The sequence below is a fragment of the Flavobacterium sp. CG_9.10 genome, assembly GCF_015752245.1.
Classification (GTDB): domain Bacteria; phylum Bacteroidota; class Bacteroidia; order Flavobacteriales; family Flavobacteriaceae; genus Flavobacterium.
Window position 1 is genome coordinate 73935 of the sequence record NZ_JADOVD010000013.1, and the last position, 12767, is coordinate 86701.

Annotated in this window: 18 protein-coding genes; all 18 read right to left on the reverse strand. The window is 30.3% G+C overall.

The genetic code is table 11. The features are described from left to right. Positions 1-11: 11 nt before the first annotated feature. Positions 12-164, reverse strand: coding sequence for a lmo0937 family membrane protein (locus IWX84_RS12055; protein ID WP_196851007.1), 153 nt, complete (start codon positions 162-164; stop codon positions 12-14). A 109-nt stretch (positions 165-273) separates the two neighbouring features. Then, positions 274-918, reverse strand: coding sequence for a porin family protein (locus IWX84_RS12060; RefSeq protein ID WP_231385481.1), 645 nt, complete (start codon positions 916-918; stop codon positions 274-276). A 307-nt stretch (positions 919-1225) separates the two neighbouring features. Continuing rightward, positions 1226-1411, reverse strand: a complete 186-nt coding sequence (locus tag IWX84_RS12065) for a CsbD family protein (protein WP_196851009.1) — start codon at positions 1409-1411, stop codon at positions 1226-1228. A gap of 137 nt (positions 1412-1548) precedes the next feature. Continuing rightward, on the reverse strand, positions 1549-1971 hold the full coding sequence (locus IWX84_RS12070; RefSeq protein WP_196851010.1) for a low affinity iron permease family protein: 423 nt from the start codon (positions 1969-1971) through the stop codon (positions 1549-1551). Between the two features lie 45 nt (positions 1972-2016). Then, the gene (locus IWX84_RS12075) at positions 2017-2226 is read right to left on the reverse strand and encodes a hypothetical protein (RefSeq protein WP_196851011.1); all 210 of its coding nucleotides are present in this window, start codon (positions 2224-2226) and stop codon (positions 2017-2019) included. A 181-nt stretch (positions 2227-2407) separates the two neighbouring features. Then, complete coding sequence (locus IWX84_RS12080) at positions 2408-3172, reverse strand: DUF4382 domain-containing protein (protein WP_231385482.1); 765 nt, start codon at positions 3170-3172, stop codon at positions 2408-2410. 144 nt (positions 3173-3316) lie between these two features. Continuing rightward, complete coding sequence (locus IWX84_RS12085) at positions 3317-3988, reverse strand: flavodoxin reductase (protein WP_196851013.1); 672 nt, start codon at positions 3986-3988, stop codon at positions 3317-3319. A 63-nt stretch (positions 3989-4051) separates the two neighbouring features. Further along, positions 4052-4936, reverse strand: coding sequence for an MlaD family protein (locus IWX84_RS12090; protein ID WP_196851014.1), 885 nt, complete (start codon positions 4934-4936; stop codon positions 4052-4054). A gap of 28 nt (positions 4937-4964) precedes the next feature. After that, positions 4965-5741 (reverse strand): ABC transporter ATP-binding protein, encoded by a 777-nt coding sequence (locus IWX84_RS12095; protein WP_231385483.1) that lies wholly within the window; start codon positions 5739-5741, stop codon positions 4965-4967. Positions 5742-5743: 2 nt separating this feature from the next. After that, the gene (locus tag IWX84_RS12100; protein ID WP_196851015.1) at positions 5744-6502 is read right to left on the reverse strand and encodes an MlaE family ABC transporter permease; all 759 of its coding nucleotides are present in this window, start codon (positions 6500-6502) and stop codon (positions 5744-5746) included. Positions 6503-6922: 420 nt separating this feature from the next. Then, a complete protein-coding gene (locus IWX84_RS12105; protein WP_196851016.1) occupies positions 6923-7393 on the reverse strand; it encodes a PA2169 family four-helix-bundle protein in 471 nt (156 codons plus the stop codon). Between the two features lie 143 nt (positions 7394-7536). After that, complete coding sequence (locus IWX84_RS12110) at positions 7537-7755, reverse strand: hypothetical protein (RefSeq protein ID WP_196851017.1); 219 nt, start codon at positions 7753-7755, stop codon at positions 7537-7539. A gap of 64 nt (positions 7756-7819) precedes the next feature. After that, positions 7820-8203 (reverse strand): hypothetical protein, encoded by a 384-nt coding sequence (locus IWX84_RS12115; protein ID WP_196851018.1) that lies wholly within the window; start codon positions 8201-8203, stop codon positions 7820-7822. 485 nt (positions 8204-8688) lie between these two features. Further along, complete coding sequence (locus IWX84_RS12120) at positions 8689-9171, reverse strand: low affinity iron permease family protein (protein WP_196851019.1); 483 nt, start codon at positions 9169-9171, stop codon at positions 8689-8691. 424 nt (positions 9172-9595) lie between these two features. After that, positions 9596-9727: a hypothetical protein gene (locus tag IWX84_RS15460; RefSeq protein ID WP_255549323.1), complete on the reverse strand. Its 132-nt coding sequence runs from the start codon at positions 9725-9727 to the stop codon at positions 9596-9598. 18 nt (positions 9728-9745) lie between these two features. Beyond that, positions 9746-10219, reverse strand: coding sequence for a Dps family protein (locus tag IWX84_RS12125; protein WP_196851020.1), 474 nt, complete (start codon positions 10217-10219; stop codon positions 9746-9748). A 46-nt stretch (positions 10220-10265) separates the two neighbouring features. Further along, positions 10266-11264: an NADP-dependent oxidoreductase gene (locus IWX84_RS12130; protein ID WP_196851021.1), complete on the reverse strand. Its 999-nt coding sequence runs from the start codon at positions 11262-11264 to the stop codon at positions 10266-10268. 109 nt (positions 11265-11373) lie between these two features. Next, positions 11374-12744 carry an NAD-dependent succinate-semialdehyde dehydrogenase gene (locus IWX84_RS12135; protein ID WP_196851022.1) on the reverse strand — a complete coding sequence of 457 codons (1371 nt, stop codon included), beginning with the start codon at positions 12742-12744 and terminating at the stop codon, positions 11374-11376. Positions 12745-12767: the final 23 nt, after the last annotated feature.

Below are 12767 nucleotides of genomic sequence, written 5' to 3' on the forward strand. Positions count from 1 at the left end.
ATTTGATTTGATTATAATCGTCGTCCTTGAATAAGTCTCAAAATTATTGCTATAACTGCAATAACCAGTAGGATATGTATAATTGAACCAGCACTGTATGCGAAGAATCCAATTGCCCAAAAAATAATTAAAATGACTGCGATGGTGTAAAGTAAATTGCTCATGATTTTTGTTTTTTAATTGTTAATTATTAATTATTACTTAAATTTAAAAAAATTAATTGACTGTATGCTAGTATTTTATGTTTTTTTTTACTTGCAATGTTTTTTTGTGCTAATTAAATGAAAATGCACCGTAGAAGCTTAAGACACTATTTTTTCCGTCAGGAAAAGTATAATTTGTTCCACTGTAGCTTCTTTCTTTTCCTACTTTCGTAAGACCGTAATTGTAACGGACTCCAAAACTTACAGTTTCCAAATCGATCCCAAGACCCGCAGCAACTCCAGCATCAATTTTATTAAAATCGTCTTTGTTTATATTATTTTCGAAATTAAAAGTACCGTTGTTAGATTCATTAGTAGTTTTACCACTAATTAAATATCCTGCATAAGGACCTACTTGCACGTTGAAATTTTTTGTAACATTCGCAACTAACATAACTGGAACTTCAATATAGTTTAGTTTGAATTTCGCAGTTCCATTGGCAAGTGCATTGTTGTAAACTACTTCAGCACCCTTTCCAGTGTAATATACTTCAGGTTGAATGGAAATGGAGTTTGTTACAGGTACTTTGGCATATAAACCAATATTAAAGCCTGTTAATACATTTTCGTCATCTGCATTATCTGTATAAAGATTAGAGAAGTTTACGCCTCCTTTAACACCAAATTTTGTTACATTGTCCTGTGCTTTAACATTATTGAATGCCATAAAAGTTAATACCAAAGAAGCAAAAATCAGTTTGTTCGAGTTTTTCATTTTCATTTGTTTTTGTTATAATACAAAGGTGGTTATGTTTAGGGCGAAAAGTGTTACAAAACTTTTTGGAAAACTTATATTATTCACATGTAGTGGATTTTGATCTTGTGTAGAATAAATTATTAATTTCGTTTAATTCTGAAACAAAAAAAAGGCGAGTTAAAAAACTCGCCTTTAGAAATATATTTTTTATTTACCAATATCCATTTTTATTATTTCATCACTTGATTTAAACTATATAATAACCAGTCTCAAGTTTATAAATATTTAACTTATTAGATCTTTAAAATCTAGATAATGAATTGAATTAAAGCTCGGCAATAATCTTTAGTAATTCTTCTTTGGTTTTACCCAATTTTAATTGCAGCCTTGCAATCATTTCTTCTTTTTGTCCTTCCTTAAACAATACGTCATTATCAGTCAAAGCAGCGAACTTTTGTTTTAATTTACCTTTTTGTTCATCCCAATTTCCTTTTAATTCTTCAGTGTTCATTTTGCTTTATTTATACCATGAGAAAGTTATCATGATTCTACAAAGGTGGTTGAATATCTAATAAAACGAGTTATACAATTAAACTAATAACTTATATCATTCACTTATTTTTTTAAAATTAACAGGAAATCAAGGCGCTATTTTTTTTCGGTTTTCTCGTCAACCTGCTCAATTTCATCCTCCATTTCCATAATTTGATCAGCCAGTTCGCTATATTCTTTTGAAAGTTCTGTAATTTCCCGTTCAGTTTTTGCTTCGACATTCAATACGGCATTTCTAGCTGTGTCATGAGACGAAACCAGTTCATTTATTTTTAAATGTAATGAAGCTGAAAATTTATTAAACGACTTTTGAATAATAAATAAACTTAAAAAAGTAGTCCCAAAAATAATATCACCTATAATTTGATGTCTATCTTGAGTAGAGAAAAAACTATTCGTCCACCAATATAATACTAAGGCGAAAGCAATAATAAAGGTGATTGAATTACCCAATATAGATGTTGCTACGGAAGTTAATTTTTCGAAAAGAACTTCTAGTTGACTATAAAATTTACCCATGTCTTTAGACCTTTAATTTTAAAGTAAAATTAATTAAATATCTTTTCAATCCGTATGATTTGTAGAATATTTTTTTACCATAGACTCCAATGAATCATAATACTCTTGTAATGCTTTAACGTTCATTTCAGGGTTTTTAATATCCGGAATTGTAATAGGCATTTCCGTCAAGTATTTGGATAGTTCAGGATATTCCGAATTAATTTTTAATGTAATATTCAAAATAGCTTCGTCGAGTTCTTTTTCTGTTTTCATAATAAATGATTTTTTGTTTTTTAAATGTAAATATTAAACAATAAATTAAAACATATTTTAAACATAAAAGCATCATAAAAATTTACGATGCTTTTATAACTTTAAATGGTATGTATTATTTAAATATCACTCCCTTTTTTACAATAATAAATGAAGTGTTTTAATATTTTTTTAAATAATTTTAAAATGCTATTGTTCCTAAATTAGTTGTTAAACCTGTAGTTACCACAATAGTAGTTTTAGTCACAGGTAACAAAGGTAATACAGGAGTAATTGTTACACTATAGGTCCCAGAAGGAAGTCCCATAACTAAAAAGTCTCCACTTGCATTTACATTAGTTGAATACGATAAATTTGTCAGAATATCCACTGCCGTAACAACAGCCAAACTACCTGCAGGTGTAATTTTACCTTTTATATTTCCACTTATGGCAGTTTCAATTGTTCTAATAACCGGTTTCAATTTGTAAGTACCATTTCCTGTATTAACAATAGATTTGTTAGCATCAAAATCAAGAAGAACACTGTATAAAATACCTTGTTCAAGTGTTTGGTGGACTTGAAGTTTCAATCCTGATTGTTCAGCACTTGGAGTGCTTAACGGATAAGTTACATTATCAACCACTACCGTATTGTTGGTTCCAAGGATAAGTCTAATTTGTTGTACTTTAGAAATTTCTAATGAGTCTGTAGCGATAAGAGTACTTGCTCCGTTAGAAAAATCAAGCAGGTTATAAATCCCCTTACGTACATTTAATGTCACTGTTTGTCCCGCATCACCAGTTACTTCTACACCTTGTAGGTCAATATTTACTTTAGTATACGGTCCTGGTGCATCTGTCATTTTCACTGCATAAGGATAACTTGATGTATTTCCATCATTATTACATGAAATCATTACAATTCCAAGAACTAAGAAAGAAAAAATAATTTTCATTTTTTTCATTTTCATTTTTTTATTAGTTATAAAATACCTTATAGTATTGAGTAAAGGTAATAGCAACTATAATAGGATATGTTATATAACTTTAGGTTTAAGTTATAGGATTCACACATCGAAAATAACATGAATAAGGAGTTTTATTTTAATTTACATTTTTTCCTTGACGATATTATCTTTTTTGACATTTAACGAGATTAATTGACTTTCTATAGCTTCCATCATTGGTGGAGGTCCGCATAAATAAAAAATTTCATCATTTCCTTCCTTGGAATTTTTTATAAAATGAGCGGTGATTTTTCCATATGCATAGCCATCTAGTTTTTCTTGAGATAGAATATTGATAAAATTATTGCCTAATAATTTTTTAAATTCGTCTTCTAATATTATATCTTCTTTAGTTTTATTTGCAAAAATAAGTTTGTTATGACCTATTTTGTCTACTTTTTTAAGATGCCTGAAAATAGAAATAAAAGGTGTTACTCCGGCTCCTCCAGCGATAAAAATACCTTCGCCTTTATATGTAATGTAACCAAAGACTTCATGAAGAATTAGCTCATCATTTTCTTTTAATTTTAAAAGTTCATTAGTTACGCCTTTGTGAGATGGATAGGTTTTTATAGTAAACTCGAGATAATCGTTTTCTGGCAAACTAGTGAAAGTAAAAGGATTTTTTTTACTTTCCCAGCCTGTTTTGTTTATAGATATCTCTGTAGCTTGTCCTGGAGAAAAGTTATAATTATCAGGTTTTGTTGTCACAATTTGTAACACATCATGTGTGATATTTACTAGAGATTTAATTTTTACTATATATTTTTCCATGACAGTCTTATTTATAAAATTCAACACTACGTTTTTGGTAATCCTTTTTTTTCTCTATTTACCTTATTTTTTAGGAATACTATCTTCACTAGCCTTCATAGCTTTTTTCATTTCCATTTCATCTTGATTATCTAACTCTTCCTGTTTCTTTTCTTCTTCTTTTTTCTTTTTATTAAAGTAACCTCTTAATAAGAAATTATGTTTAGCTGCTTCAGTAATTTCAGTTAAGCTTTTAGTAGTAACTTTTATATTATTCATGGTTGAATCAACCATTTTCCCCATCTTTTCATCAGTCACTAATTTGGATAATGCACCTTTTCCATTATTCATTTTACTTGTAAATTTGGAAAATTCATTGGAACTAGTTTCCAGATTGGCCATAGTATTAGTTATATTATTAGCAAATGCATTGTCTGTCATCACTCTAGATAATGTTCCATTTTTATTGTTCATACTCACAGAAAATTCGGCAAGTTGTGCCGTTATGATTCCTGCATTATCAACACTCTTTTTTACGCTTTTCATAAGATCATCCATGTCTATAGGCTGACTAGAAGCAATTACATCATTGTCATTCACAATCTTGTTCGAAAATTTTCCAGGGGATATAGTCAAAACTTTATCACCCATTAATCCATCTGAACCAATACTTACTGTAGCATCAGTTTTAATATACTTTCGCACTTCATCTTTTAGCAAAAAAACTACAACTACAGATGAATCGGTCGTTAACTCAATCTCACTTACTGTACCAATATTAATTCCCGAAAAACGCACATTATTTCCCACTTGTAGACCACTCACATTTTTAAAGTTTGATTTTAAATTAAAAGTGGAGCCAAACATATTTTTTTGTTTTCCAATAAAATAGATAGTACCAATAAAAAGGACTAATCCAATTATAACAAACATTCCCAATTTCCATTGGAACCCAGATTCTTTATTCATAATTTATATTTTTATTATTATTTACTGTTTAAATGAAGAAGGAACGGACCCATTCGTCCTCACTTTTTTCTAATTCTTCGTATGTGCCCTCCGCATGGATTACACCATCTTTTAAAATCATCAATCGATCCGCTGTATGTTTTGCACAAGCCATATCGTGCGTAATAATTATGGAAGAAGTATTGTTTTTTTTCTGAATGTCCAGTATTAATTCGCTTATTTCCCTTGAAGTTATTGTATCCAGTCCAGTTGTAGGTTCATCATATAATATTATTTCAGGTTTGAGTATAAGTGTACGTGCCAATCCAATTCTTTTACGCATACCTCCTGATAATTCAGATGGCATTTTATCTATAGCTTCAGCGAGTCCAACACTTTCTAATACTTCCACTATTTCAGTTTCTAATTCTTCTGAAGATAAATTAGGTACATGTCGTTCTAATGTAAAACCAAGATTCTCTCTTACGCTCATTGAATCATACAAAGCAGCATTTTGAAAAAGAAATCCAATTCTACCTCGTATTTCGTTAAGTTCATTATTGTTCAATTTGGTAATATCCGTATCAAATACTTTTATTTCACCTTTATCTGCAACAACTAATCCCACTAAGCATTTAATAGTTATTGATTTTCCAGATCCGGATTTCCCTAAAACTACCAAGTTTTCCCCTTTATTGACGGTCAAATTAACTCCTTTTAAGACATCGTTTTTTCCAAAGGATTTATGTAAGTCGACGATTTCTATTATGGCATTTTTCTTGTCCAGTGGAGTAGGAGTATCCATATATGTTTGTTCTTGTATCATTATTAAAAGAATAAATCAGTTATTTGTACTGCCAGCATATCAATAATGAAGATGGTCAAGGAAGCAGTTACTACTGCTGAATTAGCTGCTTTACCAACACTTTCTGTACCGTTAGCAGCAGTAAACCCTTTGTAACAACCAATCATTCCAATAAAAAATCCAAAGAAAAAAGTTTTAATTGTTGCCGGAACAATATCTATGAAGGCTAATGACTCGAATACTTTAGCGAGATATCGCGGCGCGTTTACATCACTGTGCATATTAACACCGATCCATCCACCAACCATACCAATACCATCGGCATAAATAACTAGAAGGGGAACCATCAATGTGGTGGCCAAAATTCTTGTAATTACTAAGTATTTAAAAGGATTAATAGCAGCTACTTCCATCGCATCAATTTGTTCAGTCACTTTCATGGAACCTAATTCTGCTCCAATACCGGATGAAACTTTTCCTGCACAAATTAAGGCTGTAATCACAGGGGCAATTTCTCTTATCAGTGAAAGTGCAACCATTCCTGGCAACCAAGATTCTGCACCAAATTTAGCTAACGTGGGCCTTGATTGAAGTGTAAGTACTAATCCCATGATAAAACCAGTAATGGTTACTAATGGTAAGGATTTATATCCAATGGTGTAACATTGCTTGATGAACTCTTTAAATTCATAAGGAGGTTTAAAAACTTCTTTGAAAAACCGAATTACAAATAGCGATACTTTACCTAGATCGTTAAAAATATTCTTTAAATAAATAGTCAAAATTGTATATTTATTGGGGTTAATGAATTGTTATTGTTGATATATTTTCTTTAGAATTGTTTCTTTTTCTAAATTATATATTTATGTTTTTAAAATAAATTAGATTTTCTAAAAATTAAAATACTTTGCGTAAAGCTTAAAATGAAATGTTAATTAAGAACGTGTATTGACAAACATAATACTAATAATTAAAGTTAATAAAAGTTAATTGTAATTTGCTTTATTGCCCTCGCAACTTTCACTATGCCGCAATAGTTTCGCCTACATAAAAATCAAAATAAAATTAAATAAATGAGTCTAACAATTCCAATTACTTCGCAAATTAATAGTGAGATAATTATTTTAGTAATTGAAGATGTATTATTTAGCATTCCCATGACTTAAATGTATTATTACTCGCAATTATTTTTTATATAGTTATTAACGGAAATATTTATTTTGAGATAAAACATCTCTCAAAGCTTTAACTTTATCATTATCAACATTTAGTAAAATATATTGATTTCTTAACATGATTTCTTGGTCGAAATTTAAATCTTTAATATGGTGAAGTAATACATCATTGTAATACCTAACGGCTTTGTATTCAACGCGTTCACATGAATGGATAATGTCTTTACTATCTTTGCAAATAAATGCTACTTTAAAATCTGACCAAAATTTTAAAAATTTATTTTTAATCTTAGTTTCTTTTTTTGGAATTCCCCCCAATTTTTTAACTTCTTCAATGAGTTCCGATTTGCATTTTCTACTGGTTTGTTGAAATTCAAAAAACAAGCTTTTCAAACTGTATTTTTCGGTTCCTTTTGAAGCAACTTTGTAACCTTCAATTCTATCGTTATTAATTTCGATGAATGTATTCAATACTTCAATTGTTTTATCTGCATTCATTTAATATTGGGTATTTAAACGGTTATAAAAAACAAATTACAAGATGCAAATGTCACAATGATTGCAATTTTATTTGTTATATAACTTTTATTAAAAATTATATTATTTACAGATTAAGTAAATTCTTGCGGTATATGTACTATTTATGATCTTTTATTGCTGCTTACAAGCAAAACAACACCTCCTACTGCTAAAACGATTCCAATAATTGGAGACCATTGCACTGGATGATTTACTTGTTTATTTACTTGAATTGGACCTATGTCAACTACTTTTTCAGTGGTAACATAATTGAATCCGGTGTAGGCCATCATTGCTATTCCTATGATCAACAGTACTATTCCTAAATTTTTTAATTGCATATGTATTATTATTATTATTATTATTATTTATTTTAAAATATCAGTGTTTGAGTAAGGATTAAAGTTATACCGCTGCAAAGTATTCTTTAACAAAATCATGTTGTTCATTCTCAGTCATTTCATCTGTGTTTTTTATTTCAAATTTTATTTTAACAAACCGACTATCTTCACTTAAAACATCAAAAAATTCAATTTTCGCATTAGTTGGACCAAAGAGAATAACTTGCTCGTAATTTTTTATTGCTTCGCTCAGTTTTCTGTAATAATCTAAGAGTTGTTTTTTTTGCTTTTTAGGCAATACAGTTTCACCTTTGACAACATCTTCAAATTTTAATTCATCTGTAAATTTTGATTCAATAGTTTTAATTTCAAAATGTTTAGTTTTTAGTTCCATTAAATGGGCAATAGAATGATTCATCCAAACACCTAATTTCTTTTTTGCTTTCATGGTGGTATTTTTTAAATTTTAGAAAAAGTAGTACTCTAATCCATATTTTTTAATAAGTAAATAGTAATCAGTTAAATTTCAGCTATTTATTCCGCAAAAAGGTTATATAACTTTGTTCTAAAGTTATATAATTCACATGTTTTAAATTTTATTCTGCTAATAAATTTTCATGGATTTACTACAATATTTGGAATTTAAACTGGTGAGTTAAGTTGGTTGCTAAAAAATAAATCTTGATTATGTGGAGTGATTTTTTGGCTCAGAATTATTTTGTACGCAAGAATCTTAAAATAGAAAAGTTTCAAATTTTCTATTTAGGTAATTATAAAAACGATAAAATTTGTTTGATTGTAAATTAGTTTTTCAAATCGAGCAGACTATTTTACAAGGATTCATTTGAAGTAGAATCTCTAATTCCAAAAGCGAAACTGACGAATTTTGTTGAGAAAATAAGTCTTAAAAGAAGCTAGGGTTTCGTTTTACATTTATTTTGGGACTGCGTTTTTAATTTTCTTTTCTTGTTTGCTTTTTCTTTCATCATGTTCATTGGCGCTATTAATTGAATGTGATTCTTGGACTGACAAGTCTTTTTTTGCCAATAAAGCAAGATGGTCATAGAATTTCTGAAGGACTTTCAAGTCATCCTCGCCAATTTCTTCAATTGAGACAAGTCTGTTGCTTGCAAACTCTTGGGCAATTATTAGTTCGTTTAATTTTAAATGTAGCGCAATAGAGTCTTTATTTTGGCTTCTTTGAATAAGGAAGACCATTAGAAAAGTAATAATTGTAGTACCCGTGTTTATTATTAATTGCCATGTATCTGAAAATTTAAATATCGGCCCGGTAATAAGCCAGATTATAATCACTGATAAGGCTATTAAAAAAGCCGCGGAGCTTCCAGATGCTCTAGTAACTAATGAAGACATTTTCTCGAGGGCAGTAGGTCCTTTTTCTGATTTTTTTTTCATGTTTATTTTATTTTTAAAATGATATTATTAAAATTTTTATACTATCTAATTTTGTGGATATAAATATAAATGTATTGAAAATTAAAGTGCTATAAAACTTTTTCAATAATTTATTATCATTCACACTACTGAATTAATTGAAAAATTACATTTTAAATGATGTAAATTTTTTAAATAAAAAAGGCTGTTGTTACCAACAGCCTTTCCGACTTAAACCAAAAATAAACTTAACCAAACTTTATTTTAAAATATAATGTATTCTTATTCTGCGATGTGCATAACCAGTTTACTTCATATCGAGTTAATATTTAACCATATTCTTTTTAGTTTGTCTTTGCTATTTAAAAAAAAATCAGCTTATAGAAGCATTTTCAAACAAGGCCCTTGTTTAAGTATTTTATTACTCAAAAGTTTCTTTTAATGTTTAAGAAGTTTCATTTTCAAATTTATTTTCTGAAATTAAAACTTCTTCATCACGATTTGTTTTTGGCATTATTTTTCCAACTTTACAATAGCTTCGAGAAACTAGTTGTGCTTCTTTATCTGATTTTTCCATTTTTATTATCTCTTTAAATTAACTCAAATATCTTCTAAGTACCCAAGCCATTGTTTCATGTTGCTCCATTAAACCAGTAAGGAAATCCGCTGTTCCTGCATCTTTATTTTCTTCGGCACATAGGTCCACATCTTTTCGCAATTGAACAATCACGGTTTCATGATCATCTAGTAATTCTTTTTTCATTTCCTTTTGGGAAGGATAATGGTTAGGAGATTCCTTTAGAATTGTCATTTCTGAAAACTCTTTCATTGTACCAATTGTTTTTCCTCCGAGTTTACTGATACGTTCTGCAATTTCATCAATGGATTCTTCCAATTGTTTGTACTGTCCTTCAAATAATTTGTGAAGTTCCATGAAATTCTCACCTGCTATATTCCAATGAAATTTTCTTAATTTGATATATAATGTCATTTCATTCGCTAAGATAGAGGTAAGAAAAGCGTTGCTTTTTTGTAAATGACTTTCTGTAATTCCTATTTGTGGTTTCATACAATGTTGTTTTTTATTTTTATTTTTTATTATTTTTTAAGAGGTTTTAAGCTTTAACAATCATTTTACCGATGTTTTCTCCTTTGAATAGTCCGAGAAGTGCTTTTGGTAATTGATCAAAACCATTTTCGATTGTTTCTGTAAATTTTAATTTCCCGTCTTTTACCCATTTTGATAGATGCTGAATAACTTCCGGAAATTCATTTTGAAAATTACTCACAATAAAACCCTGCATCAATACGCTTCTGGTAAGCAACATAGTTTGTATTCGCGGTCCCACAGGTATTTCAGTAGAATTGTACAAAGAAATTTGCCCGCACAAAGCAATTCTTGCATGAAAATTTATGTTTGCAATAACGGCATCCGAAATTTCACCGCCTACATTATCAAAATAAATATCAACGCCATCTGGACATAAGGTCGCAATAGCTTTTGTTATGTCTTTAGTAGTTTTATAATTGATGGCTTCATCAAAACCAAATTCAGTTTTCAGTAATTCGGTTTTTTCATCTGAACCCGCTATTCCTATTACACGGCACCCTTGAATTTTTGCTATTTGTCCAACAACAACACCTACAGCCCCGGCGGCGCTAGAGATAACTATCGTTTCTCCAGCTTTAGGTTTACAAATATTCATTAGACCAAAATAAGCAGTTAATCCGGTCATTCCTAAAACACCTAAATAGTAACTAGCCGGCCCTATAGAAGTGTCAATTTTTTTTATACTTTTTTCCGAAATTGCAAATTTCTCTTTCCAAGGAAGCGTTCCAGCAACAATATCACCAGTTTTAAAATTATCTGATTTACTGTCCAAGACTTTTGCAATTACACCTCCTTGAATAGCCTGATCAATCTCAAAAGGTGCTGAATATGATTTGGCATCATTCATTCTACCACGCATATAAGGATCTACTGAATAATAAATTCCTTCTAGTAAAACTTCCCCATTTTGAATTTCAGGAACCTCAATATTCTCGATCTCGAAATTGTCGAGAGTGGGGGATCCTTTCGGTCTGGATGCTAATACTATTTGTTTTGTATTCATAATCTCGTATTTTATTTATTTTAGAATTCGTTTCAGCACTTTCTATTTGCATTAAGGCAAAATGGCAATAATTTGAATTCTTCAATTCACATACTTTTTCTAAAGGATTTTAAAGATCACTTACGCGAATAAGCTTTTTATTTACAAATTCTTGAATTCCTAATTCAGATAATTCTCGGCCATAACCAGAACCCTTAGTTCCTCCAAATGGTAAATCTGATTGTGTCCAAGTTGGATGATTGATAAATACCATACCTACGTCGATTTTATCAGCCACACGTTTTCCGCGTTCTACATCTCCGGTAAATATAGAACAGCCCAAACCAAAGCTTGAGTCATTAGCTAAATCAATTGCTTCTTGTTCATTTTTAACGCGATAAAAAGACGCTACCGGTCCAAATAATTCTTCATAATATGCAGGTATTTTCGGAGTTAAATCAGTTAAAATGGTTGGTTCCATAAAATTCCCAGGATTATCCATTCTTTTACCTCCAATCAAAACTTTGGCTCCAGCATCAACTGATCTTTTTACCTGATCTAATAAATGTACAATGGCATCCTCACTGCTTAATGGTCCAAGCTCCGTTTTGGTATCCATTGGGTCGCCTACGACTAAGTTGGATAATTTATCTTGGAATTTTTTAATAAATTCATCCGCAACGGCTTCAACAGCAATGAATCTTTTGGAAGCAATACAGCTTTCGCCATTGTTATTAATTCTACCTATAACTCCCCATTCTACAGCTTTGTCAATATCTGCATCATCAAGAATAATAAAGGCATCACTACCGCCTAATTCCAGTACAGATTTTTTTAAATATTTACCAGCTTCTGCCGCTATAAATGCGCCAGCTTCTTCGCTCCCAGTCAATGATACTCCTTTAATTCTTTTATCAGAAACTAAAGCAGATGCTCGTTTTCCAGAAATTAAAAGATTAGTGTAAACTCCATTTGGAGCACCAGCTTCATTAAACAATTCTTCAATTGCCACAGCACATTGTGGAACCATCGAGGCATGCTTTACAAGAACGGTATTACCCACCATTATATTTGGAGCTGCAAAACGGGCTACTTGATAAAAAGGAAAGTTCCAAGGTTCTACACCTAAAATTACTCCTATCGGACTACAACGAACAATAGCGCTTCCTAATTTTGGTTCTAATTGCTTATCAGCTAAAAATCCAGCAGCATTATCTGCGTAATAGTCAAAAATATCGGCACTTAATAGGATTTCACCTTCTGCTTGAGCAATAAGTTTTCCCATTTCCAAGGTTATGATTTTGGCAAGGGATTCCTTTTTCTCACGCATTAATTTGGCAACTTTATGAAGTATATCAGCTCGTTGTTCATAACTTGTTTCTCTCCATTCTGTAAATGTCTTTGTAGATTTAGATAGTAGACTATCAACTGTATTGTCAGTCATTTCTTCAAATGATTTAACAACTTTATTAGTAAGCGGATTAACAGTTTGAATTGGCATAATATTTATTTTTTAAACATTAA

Coding starts and splice junctions, on each gene's coding strand:
- IWX84_RS12085 (WP_196851013.1), bottom strand. CDS start 3,988: ATGGAAAAATATATAGTAAAAATTAAATCTCTAGTAAATATCACACAT.
- IWX84_RS12110 (WP_196851017.1), bottom strand. CDS start 7,755: ATGCAATTAAAAAATTTAGGAATAGTACTGTTGATCATAGGAATAGCA.
- IWX84_RS12105 (WP_196851016.1), bottom strand. CDS start 7,393: ATGAATGCAGATAAAACAATTGAAGTATTGAATACATTCATCGAAATT.
- IWX84_RS12060 (WP_231385481.1), bottom strand. CDS start 918: ATGAAAAACTCGAACAAACTGATTTTTGCTTCTTTGGTATTAACTTTT.
- IWX84_RS12125 (WP_196851020.1), bottom strand. CDS start 10,219: ATGAAACCACAAATAGGAATTACAGAAAGTCATTTACAAAAAAGCAAC.
- IWX84_RS12135 (WP_196851022.1), bottom strand. CDS start 12,744: ATGCCAATTCAAACTGTTAATCCGCTTACTAATAAAGTTGTTAAATCA.
- IWX84_RS12115 (WP_196851018.1), bottom strand. CDS start 8,203: ATGAAAGCAAAAAAGAAATTAGGTGTTTGGATGAATCATTCTATTGCC.
- IWX84_RS12095 (WP_231385483.1), bottom strand. CDS start 5,741: ATGATACAAGAACAAACATATATGGATACTCCTACTCCACTGGACAAG.
- IWX84_RS12070 (WP_196851010.1), bottom strand. CDS start 1,971: ATGGGTAAATTTTATAGTCAACTAGAAGTTCTTTTCGAAAAATTAACT.
- IWX84_RS15460 (WP_255549323.1), bottom strand. CDS start 9,727: ATGGAAAAATCAGATAAAGAAGCACAACTAGTTTCTCGAAGCTATTGT.
- IWX84_RS12090 (WP_196851014.1), bottom strand. CDS start 4,936: ATGAATAAAGAATCTGGGTTCCAATGGAAATTGGGAATGTTTGTTATA.
- IWX84_RS12075 (WP_196851011.1), bottom strand. CDS start 2,226: ATGAAAACAGAAAAAGAACTCGACGAAGCTATTTTGAATATTACATTA.
- IWX84_RS12055 (WP_196851007.1), bottom strand. CDS start 164: ATGAGCAATTTACTTTACACCATCGCAGTCATTTTAATTATTTTTTGG.
- IWX84_RS12080 (WP_231385482.1), bottom strand. CDS start 3,172: ATGAAAAAAATGAAAATTATTTTTTCTTTCTTAGTTCTTGGAATTGTA.
- IWX84_RS12130 (WP_196851021.1), bottom strand. CDS start 11,264: ATGAATACAAAACAAATAGTATTAGCATCCAGACCGAAAGGATCCCCC.
- IWX84_RS12120 (WP_196851019.1), bottom strand. CDS start 9,171: ATGAAAAAAAAATCAGAAAAAGGACCTACTGCCCTCGAGAAAATGTCT.
- IWX84_RS12065 (WP_196851009.1), bottom strand. CDS start 1,411: ATGAACACTGAAGAATTAAAAGGAAATTGGGATGAACAAAAAGGTAAA.